Origin of the sequence: Microcystis sp. Msp_OC_L_20101000_S702 (genome assembly GCF_007095705.1) — a bacterium.
Classification (GTDB): domain Bacteria; phylum Cyanobacteriota; class Cyanobacteriia; order Cyanobacteriales; family Microcystaceae; genus Microcystis; species Microcystis ichthyoblabe_A.
The window spans coordinates 1-9,121 of the sequence record NZ_SFBO01000004.1; the positions used below are offsets into that span (position 1 = coordinate 1).

At 41.7% G+C, this 9,121-nt stretch carries 13 protein-coding genes and 1 pseudogene; 5 read left to right on the forward strand and 9 right to left on the reverse strand.

All coding sequences use genetic code 11. The annotated features are described in order from the left end of the window. Nucleotides 1–123: 123 nt before the first annotated feature. The 4 genes from EWV60_RS00385 to EWV60_RS00400 form a co-directional block, all read right to left on the reverse strand. On the reverse strand, nucleotides 124–1,464 hold the full coding sequence (locus tag EWV60_RS00385; protein ID WP_287230180.1) for an aromatic ring-hydroxylating dioxygenase subunit alpha: 1,341 nt from the start codon (nucleotides 1,462–1,464) through the stop codon (nucleotides 124–126). Nucleotides 1,465–1,590: 126 nt separating this feature from the next. Next, on the reverse strand, nucleotides 1,591–2,220 hold the full coding sequence (locus EWV60_RS00390; RefSeq protein ID WP_287230182.1) for a DUF1361 domain-containing protein: 630 nt from the start codon (nucleotides 2,218–2,220) through the stop codon (nucleotides 1,591–1,593). Between the two features lie 3 nt (nucleotides 2,221–2,223). Then, nucleotides 2,224–2,640 (reverse strand): acyl-CoA thioesterase, encoded by a 417-nt coding sequence (locus EWV60_RS00395; RefSeq protein ID WP_287230183.1) that lies wholly within the window; start codon nucleotides 2,638–2,640, stop codon nucleotides 2,224–2,226. Nucleotides 2,641–2,647: 7 nt separating this feature from the next. Continuing rightward, nucleotides 2,648–3,166, reverse strand: a complete 519-nt coding sequence (locus tag EWV60_RS00400; RefSeq protein WP_002734244.1) for a cofactor assembly of complex C subunit B — start codon at nucleotides 3,164–3,166, stop codon at nucleotides 2,648–2,650. Between the two features lie 135 nt (nucleotides 3,167–3,301). On the opposite strand from EWV60_RS00400, the gene EWV60_RS00405 reads away from it, so the two are divergent. Further along, nucleotides 3,302–4,207: a metal ABC transporter permease gene (locus tag EWV60_RS00405; RefSeq protein WP_287230184.1), complete on the forward strand. Its 906-nt coding sequence runs from the start codon at nucleotides 3,302–3,304 to the stop codon at nucleotides 4,205–4,207. 268 nt (nucleotides 4,208–4,475) lie between these two features. Here EWV60_RS00405 and EWV60_RS00410 read toward each other — a convergent pair whose 3' ends face one another. From EWV60_RS00410 to EWV60_RS00420, 3 genes are all read right to left on the reverse strand, one after another. Continuing rightward, nucleotides 4,476–4,913, reverse strand: a complete 438-nt coding sequence (locus EWV60_RS00410; protein WP_194013669.1) for a putative toxin-antitoxin system toxin component, PIN family — start codon at nucleotides 4,911–4,913, stop codon at nucleotides 4,476–4,478. Continuing rightward, on the reverse strand, nucleotides 4,906–5,130 hold the full coding sequence (locus EWV60_RS00415; RefSeq protein ID WP_045360691.1) for a hypothetical protein: 225 nt from the start codon (nucleotides 5,128–5,130) through the stop codon (nucleotides 4,906–4,908). Before EWV60_RS00415 ends, EWV60_RS00410 begins: the two co-directional genes overlap by 8 nt. Before the next feature lie 470 nt (nucleotides 5,131–5,600). Then, nucleotides 5,601–5,915 (reverse strand): hypothetical protein, encoded by a 315-nt coding sequence (locus EWV60_RS00420; RefSeq protein ID WP_002755562.1) that lies wholly within the window; start codon nucleotides 5,913–5,915, stop codon nucleotides 5,601–5,603. A gap of 261 nt (nucleotides 5,916–6,176) precedes the next feature. Between EWV60_RS00420 and EWV60_RS00425 the strand changes: the two genes are divergently transcribed. The 4 genes from EWV60_RS00425 (at nucleotide 6,177) to EWV60_RS00440 (ending at nucleotide 8,651) form a co-directional block, all read left to right on the forward strand. Next, complete coding sequence (locus tag EWV60_RS00425; RefSeq protein ID WP_287230188.1) at nucleotides 6,177–6,671, forward strand: hypothetical protein; 495 nt, start codon at nucleotides 6,177–6,179, stop codon at nucleotides 6,669–6,671. A gap of 17 nt (nucleotides 6,672–6,688) precedes the next feature. Further along, nucleotides 6,689–7,699 carry a toll/interleukin-1 receptor domain-containing protein gene (locus tag EWV60_RS00430; protein WP_287230189.1) on the forward strand — a complete coding sequence of 337 codons (1,011 nt, stop codon included), beginning with the start codon at nucleotides 6,689–6,691 and terminating at the stop codon, nucleotides 7,697–7,699. 314 nt (nucleotides 7,700–8,013) lie between these two features. Beyond that, nucleotides 8,014–8,268: a hypothetical protein gene (locus tag EWV60_RS00435; protein ID WP_002732184.1), complete on the forward strand. Its 255-nt coding sequence runs from the start codon at nucleotides 8,014–8,016 to the stop codon at nucleotides 8,266–8,268. Between the two features lie 68 nt (nucleotides 8,269–8,336). Then, the gene (locus tag EWV60_RS00440; RefSeq protein ID WP_287230191.1) at nucleotides 8,337–8,651 is read left to right on the forward strand and encodes a nucleotidyltransferase domain-containing protein; all 315 of its coding nucleotides are present in this window, start codon (nucleotides 8,337–8,339) and stop codon (nucleotides 8,649–8,651) included. 84 nt (nucleotides 8,652–8,735) lie between these two features. On the opposite strand, the pseudogene EWV60_RS23075 reads toward EWV60_RS00440, so the two are convergent. Next, nucleotides 8,736–8,888, reverse strand: a pseudogene (locus EWV60_RS23075) (DedA family protein); the annotation flags it as partial. 44 nt (nucleotides 8,889–8,932) lie between these two features. Next, the coding region (locus EWV60_RS00445) for a hypothetical protein (protein ID WP_287230193.1) at nucleotides 8,933–9,121 on the reverse strand (189 nt) is incomplete at its 5' end.

Consider the following 9,121-nt stretch of genomic DNA (forward strand, 5'->3'; position numbering starts at 1 on the left):
ATCAGCAAACCTGATCGATCGGAGGGCGCAAGCTTTGCGCCCCTACAGTAACGGATTTTGTCCACAATGTAGGGGCGAACTGCGTTCGCCCAAAAGGTACATTATCAAAGCGCAAGTCCTTTATTACTGTAGTTTGGTATGGGCTTTTTTCTCATGGGTGCGTTCAAATTTTGTGCGGGTATAATTGGCGGCGATCGCTACTGCCAAAGCCAAAATTGCGAAAATAAGGGCAGTAATTTGATAGATAGACTGATTTGGGGATAAAATTGCCAGTAAAACTAATAATATACCCATTAAAATCGCAATTTGTTTAGTTTTTACCATGTTTTCATGGGCAGCGCTACAGGTGCGACAGTGGACAGTGTGACGAGAATAGCGATCGAGGGGTAAAGGATCGGATAAATCGATCGCCGTTGTCCGCTGGCTGGTGTAGCCTTGATAGTAGGGGAAAGAGTCCCCATAGCGATCGAACCATTGACCTAACTCAATCACCAAGGCATCGGAACTTTTTAAGGGTAAGTATAATTTTTGTAAACTATCTCTTGACTTTTCCACCATTTGCTGCTGACTTTGAATTAAAGGTAGATCATCTTCGAGGATGCGACTTTGACGCAGATGTTCCAACCAGCGCCAACGGTATTGACGGGAGTTAACGGCAAAATTTTGGTAACGTCGCATCAGTAAGCGAGAACGACCTTGACCCAGAGAAATCCCGTATAAAGCCAATCCAGCACACCAATGGGGATTAGGCAGAGAAAAACGATAATGAACGAGATTAGGGGCTATAAAATCCAGATATTTCCAGCTTTCTTGCGGATTGCGGCTATTGCGCCACTGACTGCGAATTCCCCGCGCCGAGATTTCGAGGATTTGGAAGGCTAAAGGTTGAGCATTTTCCCGTTTTGCCCCGAATTCGCTGCGATCATGGCTAATATTAACATGGGCGGGATCGAGGAGATTTTCGAGTAAATAGCCCTGTTCGTAGGGAAAATCAATGAGATAATCGGTATGGACACAATTGGGGTCTTCTAGGTCTTTGATGATAGGAATATCGCTTTCTTTCGCTGTTTCCTCTTCTCCTAACCAAACCCAGAGGACTCCCTGACGTTCCACCACCCCATAGGATTTAACCTTGGCATTGCGGGGAATTGGGGTATTAACTGGCAGTTGGGGAATATGGGAACATTTTCCATCCGTCTCGAACTGCCAACCATGGTACAAACATTCTAAACGCCCAGCGATCATCTGTCCTGTGGAGAGTTTCGCCAAGCGGTGGGGACAGCGATCGAGCAAACAGCCCCATTTTCCCTGCTGATCGCGAAATATTAGCAATGGTTGCCCATAAAGAGAGAAAGAGTAGGGATTTTTTTGCCAATCCTGCACAAATAACACAGGATACCAACAATTTTGGTAGTGAAAATAGTCATCCCTAGGCAGGGGTTGAGATTGATCAGTGCTTGTCATGGGGATGAGAGAGGAAAAATATTGATCATGATCATAATATCGGTGCGGCCAATTGATCTCTGTTTTTCTACTATCTTTTAATCAATCCGAAAGGGACTAGGAGAGGGTCGAAATTCCCGATAGGCGTTAATTGTAGCCAGAAAGTCGATTGTAAAGTCTTTTATTGATTTCGTATAGTAGCCAAATAATTAAAAAACAGACAGAGATGAATATCAAAGGTTTTTTAGTCAGTAAATTCTGCAAACTCCAGAATAGTTGCTGCGGTTGAGTGATTAGGTGCCAACTATTCAGTCGGAGAAACCTTCCTAAATAGATACCGATCGCGCTTAAAAAATGTAGAGCTATTTCTAGGGGTAAAACTGCTGAATTTAGCTGACTTTGCTGACAATAACTTTTTAAATTAAGTAAGGAGATAACGTATAGCTGAAAGCCAAGGAAAATAAAGATACTATACTGGGGAATTAAAACTAAAAAAAATAAACTTTTGGCGTAATCCTGCTGAACATAAGAGATTAAATGAATGCTATCGGTGAGAATGTAGGGAGCATTGGGTAAAAAAAGCACAAAAACTAAGAGAATTAACCACCAGAGTAGGGAACGATCGAGGGTGATCCGAAATAGCCAAAAACTGAGGATAAAGGGGATAAAAGCCAGAAAAGAATTCCAGATAATCCTCCCGGTACTGAGGTTAAATAATTGCCAAGCATTATGCCACCAATCCCTAGTTAAAATCATCGTTAAATCTGCCCAAATCATCTCTTAAATATCAGTATCCTCTAGGGTTGATAAATATCCTAACCAATTTTTTAAAGATTCCGGGAAAGGGATTCTTTGTCTATCGGTGGGAGCGATGCACACATGGCGAGTTTTCGCTTTTCCGACCATGATTTCAGCCAAATAAATTTTATAATGCAATTCAAACTCGTTTTCGCTTAGGGATCGGACAGTGAAATTAATCTGTATTTGATCGCCACAAAAAAGAGGACGAAAAAACTGGATTTCCGCTTGAGTAATCGGTAGGGCAACCGGAGAATCTTTCAAAAAATCCTTGATATTGATGCCAAATTGTGCTAAAGAAACCTCGTAGGCTTCATGACAGATCGAGAGAAGATGGGCAAAGTAAACCACACCAGCCGCATCGGTATCGGCCAGATAAATTAGGCGCTCGTAGGACATAAAAAGCTTATTGTCTTTCCAGAAAGGTTAAACTATCTTGTAGTTGTCTTAACTCGTCTCGATGGGCTTTGACAGTTAATTCCGTTTGCTGAGATTTGCTTTCTACTTTAAAAGCCACTTCTTCTAAACGGCCGACTTTTTGCCAATAGAAAACACCCGCGAGGGGAGATAAACCCACAAGAGCAAAAATATAGGGATTAGTATCGGGAAATAACACCGATAACACCAGTGAGAAGCAAAATAAACCCAAGGCCGCCAAAATTGTCAAAAATATCGCTAGGAAGGGGCTAGGCGGCACAAAACCCTGTAATCTGACAATATTCTGTTCGGGTTCGATCGCCTTAACTTGATAGGAACGTCGGTCAAAATAGTCTCGCAGTTGTTCTAATAGTTGGTCGTCACTGGTACTGGTAAGATAGACACGCTGTTCGATACGCTCCTTGACGGAACCGCGAATAAAAAAGAATAATCCCACCATGAGCAGGAGAGTCAGAAAAAAAGTTGAGGAAAGAACGGGGGTATCCATGGCGGCAGTTAGGAGCGAAAAAACTTACAATTAATCCTAATTATCCTAACTCATCTTCTCCCCCGATTTAGAAGATGGACCCTAGGAGCAAAACCTCGATCGAGAATCAGAAAAATTTAACCCCAAGGCAGATTCATGGGCAACAATCTATTAACAGGATTAATCGAACCCTTACAGTATAGTTTCATGCAGAGATCCCTAATTGAAGCTATCATCGTCGGGATCATCTGTGCGGTGGTGGGAACCTACCTGATGGTACAACGTTTGGCCCTCTTGGGCGATGCCATCAGTCACTCGGTCTTACCCGGATTAGCGATCGCTTTTATTGGTAATTTTAATCTTCTCCTGGGTGCTTTACTAGCCTCAATGGTCAGTACCCTACTGATTAACTTAATCCGTAATCGTTCCCCAATCAAAGAAGATGCGGCCATGGGTATTGTTTTCTCGGCTTTTTTTGCCCTTGGCATCACCCTGATCACTCTCATCCAAAAAAACAACAAAATTGACCTTAATCACTTTCTCTTCGGCAATATTCTTGGTGTTACTGCTGCCGACATTCGCGATACCCTAATTATTGCCGTTATCGTTTTATTAACCGTTTTGCTCCTGTATAAAGAACTATTATTCTACACTTTCGACAAAATCGGGGCGCAAGCGGCGGGTTTACCAGTAAATTTATTAGATTTAGGCTTAATGCTCTTGATTGGTCTGACAATCGTTGCTAGTCTCCAAGCGGTGGGAGTAATCCTCGTTTTGTCCCTTTTGATTACCCCGGCAGCCACTGCCTATCTTTTAGTTACCCGTCTTCATCAAGTCATGGGTTTAGGTGTGGGTGTGGGTATTATTTCTAGTATCAGTGGGATGTATTTAAGTTACTACTGGAATTTACCCTCTGGACCAGCGATCGTGCTTGTCGCTTTTACCCTATTTATTTTGGCCTTTTTATTCAGTCCCCGTCAAGGAATTTTCACTCATCCCTCTAGTCTAGGTGGTCAACTTTCTATCTGGGTAGAGATGAAAAATTTGTTGAGACGGCGTTAGTTTGGGGGATAAGGTGGGAGTGATCAAAAAAAGCCGACGGCCGAGATAACTGCGATAATTTGCTAGATTTTTAGAGGCTCTTACTCTGATATTGTGTTGATTTTATTGAGAATTTATTCATGTAATCCCCCTGATGGAAAGACTCTAGGGAAATTTTCCTTCTCATCCCTCCATTGGGGATATTACAGAGATTAATCTATCGCTTATAATCAATTCATTCTCGCACCTCTAACGGATAGTTTAGCATACGGTCGAGTGCAGTGATGTTTTATGTCTCTTTGTTTGGTGGATAGTGACCAACACTTTTTAGAAACTGCTCAACAGATTGTATTTGTATTGAGCGAAAAGGATTAAGAACCAACAGATCTTTATCTCCACTGATAATCAAATCAGCTTTACCACTAAGCGATAACTCTAAAATCTTGTCATCCTTGGCATCACGGCACTCCTTGACAACATCTACCACCTCAATCAATATTCCCCTATCTATAAAGCTGTCTAAAAATTCTTCCCTTTCTTCATCTGTGATATATTTTCTAAACTTTGCACGACTGAGAACTTCGTCAATTTCTTCTATTAGTTCTAATGAGAACAAAATGTTGCCATTTTGGAGTGCATACCTAATTGCCAAGTCAGGATTACTGCCCTCAAACAGCAAAGAGCTAATGATCACGTTGGTATCAAAAACGTATCTCACTTTACTCACTTAGCAAATTACTCAAAATTTCGGGAGTTAAGCCTCTAGCTTGTGCTTTCCGACTGATATCACTCATAACAGCCTCTAGTGGGCGGCGTTTTCTAGCAAATTCTTTCAACCTCAAACTAAGAAGAGCATCAAGCTTTTGGCGATCAGCAAATATAGCTGATTCATAAATTTCGGCCGATTCCGCGTCAACACGAATTTTAATCTCTCTAACTTCCATAGGTTTTACATACCAAAGAATGTTTCTAAACTATTTAAAACTCTCTCTGACTATATACTAGACGAATTTTTCCAGATAATACCCCCAATTAAGATTTTATTGAGAATTTATTCTCGCACCTCTAGAAGTTTAAACCATGTCACTCGCTGAGTTAATTCCTCTGGTCAACAATCTGGGCCAGTCAGACAAATTATCACTCTTCAAACTCCTGGCCACACAAATCCCAGACGCTGAACTACAATTCATCTTCTCCGCATCAGAGTACCCAATTTGGTCGCCCTAGGACGCAACGGCAGCTGCAAACATTCTGATGCAGATGATTCAGGATGACCAAGGGGCATCTGCTCATGCCTAGTACAGTTGAGTTTCTCTTTTCTGAGGATAACGCATTACCGACCAGAACCTTGATCCCAAGCGGCGATCGCTCTGATAACATGATCTACTTTATCATTCTGCCTCAAAATTGTTTTTTATTGGTCGGCAATAATTGTCTTCTTTTTTTGATTTTGTACGGTAAGTTTGGAACAATCATATTTAAAAAGGCAGAAAATCTTCATCAAGAATTTGCTCCAGCGATAGTCCCCACTCTCAGGCTCAATGACAATAAACCAGTCATAATATTCCCCTGCTAATTGTGGATAAACGCGGTCAAAAATCTCTCGACAACGCCGAGCTAAAGCTTTATCCTCAGCCTCAATTTTCGCTATTTCTTCAGCAGAAAGGCGATGTTGATGAGGAAAAATCGAACTTCCCAGAGGAACTTTTCGAGAGGTTATTTGGCTCATTTTGGCTAATTTTTGCCCAATGGTGACAAATTTAACTAGAGACAGAGAGAAGAAAAGAGCCTGTTGTGTTTCGGAAATGACTATCGTTCAGGAGAAGTCATTCTTTGATTATTCTAACGATTTCTGCATCTAGTCGGAGCCGTTTTTTTCAGGACAATCGCCACTCTCCACCCAGCCCAATATTGGGAGTAATAAGCTAAATCCCGTCATATAATTGGAAAGGAGAATGGCAACATTAGAGGCTGAGGCGAGGGGAAACAGATGAAGGGCGATCCGGCTGTATTGAAGAAAGTGTCTGTCAGTCTTCCTTTTGGTATTGGTTCAGCCGAATGGGAGGCAGATCCGACTGAGAGAAGGGCTGCATGGTCACTTTATGTGGAATTGGTGACGCGCATTGCTGTAGAGCCACTGGAGGGGGAAGAAGGGCTGCTGCGTGAGGATTTGAACTCGCTGTATAGTTTATTTGGGACAACCCGCGAGATTCTCAAGGAAGCTGGTCCCGATGTGGGGGCTTCTCGCAATTCAGTGGGCGGTATTGCGATCGCTGTCCTGAATCGGGGTTTGCGCCGTTTTCTAGCCAAGTGGCATCCTCGCTTGCAGGTTTGGGAGGTCAAGCGCCCTGCTGATGTCAGTCCCAAGGAATACGAGCAGCAATGGACAGAAGAACCTGAATTGCGAAGGGAGTTAGAGGCTCTCAGGCAGGATTTAAGTCGGTATGCACTGGCTCTAGCAGAGATTGCTGGGGTTGAAAATTAGGGGAGGAGGTTCTTTAAATGTCTCAGCAGTTTGATGTTTTCCTGGCTCATAATAGTGTGGATAAACCGCAAGTAAGGGTGATCGCTAAAAAACTGAGGGAACGAGGGTTAAAACCTTGGCTAGATGAGGAACAAATCCCACCAGGGATGTCATTTCAGGATGAAATTCAAAAAGCTATTCCCCTGATTAAATCGGCAGCTATTATTATTGGTACTAAGGGATTAGGAACGTGGCAGGTCATGGAACTGCGATCGCTTATTACTAAATTTGTTAATCAAAAAATTCCTGTTATTCCTGTTTTGTTACCAGGGGTTAATAATATTCCTAGTGATTTACTATTCCTACAAGAACTTAATTGGGTTAAGTTTGAGCAGATTGATGATGCTACGGCTTTTTATCGGCTACAGTGGGGCATTACCCAAGTTAAGCCAGAGTTACACCCCAAAACTGTACAATTGACCGCCGAGGAGTGGCTTAACAGTGCCTATAACAAAGGTGAATCAGGAGACTACCAAGGTGCGATCGCTGACTACAATCAAGCCATTAATATCAAACCCGACTATGCTCTTGCCTACTACAATCGCGGGATTGCCAAGAAAAACTTAGGAGACAAGCAAGGTGCGATCGCAGACTACAATCAAGCCATTAATATCAAACCCGACTATGCTCTTGCCTACAACAATCGCGGGATTGCCAAGAAAAACTTAGGAGACAAGCAAGGTGCGATCGCAGACTACAATCAAGCCATTAATATCAAACCCGACTATGCTGATGCCTACTACAATCGTGGGAATGCCAAGTATAACTTAGGAGACTACCAAGGTGCGATCGCAGACTACAATCAAGCCATTAATATCAAACCCGACTATGCTGATGCCTACTACAATCGCGGGATTGCCAAGTCTGACTTAGGAGACAAGCAAGGTGCGATCGCTGACTACAATCAAGCGGCACAACTTTACGCGCAACAGAACAAGATGGTTGATTACCAAGATGCCCTTAATCAGGTGAAAAATCTTGAAAAGTAATTTTGGGGAAGGTTGTTCTCATAAAAAATAGCTGTTACTAAAATTAAAAAATCAAAATAAAGGACTGATGAATTAATCTATAATGCAAGAGACAGGAGCTATTAGCGGCAGGCTATTTGAACCATCTAAAGCGGGAGGTAAAATTCTTAAATTATCCTATCAAGAAATAAAAAACTAGGCTATCCCACTGGACAGCCACCCGATCCCGATCTGGCTTACAAATTGTGGAATAATGCTCACACAGCAACCCTTGAAGATTATGGTTTAAAAGAAGGATTTGGCGTTTTATTTCACCCAAGTATAGAGGATTAATCATGAAAGATACCGTACAGTTAACCCAACTTGAATTGGTGCTTCTCCAATTAGTTGAAAAAGGAAAAGGAAAATGGAGTTGGTACGAATTAGCTAACGCACTTTCCCGCCGAGATGTTCCTAGAGAACCTGATATGATGACAGTCTTAAAAAATCTTTGCCAGCGAGGCTTAGTCAAACGTTATGTGGAAAAAGAATCGCCGCGTGATCGTTGGGAATTGACTTCAAAAGGGGAGGCTTTGTTAAAAAATAGCTAATGACAAACCGCAAGAAGATGGGGCTAAAGTTTGGGAAGAATGGTTTGAAGGTCTAAAATTGATAAATTATGAAAAAACTCGAAAAAATCATCACAGAATTTCGCCAAGCACTAGAAAAAATCTATGGCGATAAATTAATAAACTTAGTTCTCTACGGTTCTCAAGCAAGAGGGGATGCAACAGAAGACTCTGATATTGATATCATGGTAATTTTAAAAAGTCCAGTTTCTCCTGGAGATGAAATTTTCCGTATGGGAGAAGTGAAAAATCAAATTAACCTTAAATACGATCAACTCATCTCAGTTTTGCCCATATCTGAAGAAGACTTTTTATGTAAAGATACTCCTTTATTAGAAAATATTCGCCGAGAAGGTAAGCAGTAAAACGTAGGGTGCGTTAGACGGCAAAAATTGCTGGTGTGACTGGAAAGTGACAATCCGTCGTAACGCACCACCTATCATCAAAACTTACTCATACCGGCGGTTACGTTTGCGGATAATCCAGAGGATAAACCAGATAACCAGGACAAGTAGAGCTATTTTTGAGACCGGAGCCAGATATTCTTCCACAAGGGGGTAATTTTTCCCTAAAAAGTAACCTGCTGCCGTTAAAAACTGAACTTCCCCCATACATATATACTATAATAGCCTAAAACCCTTATCCATCAATGGATACGCCCCTTAACTTTTCTTAATATACCCATGTAATTTGTAACATTTCTTAATGGACAAGAAGGTAATGATTCGGTAGTAGTGGCGTAGCTCTCTTGCTTACCTGGTATGAATTGTGTAAAATATTTATGAATAAAAATAATTGGAACCCGATCAGTCTTTAAACCTCTAGCTTGATCATG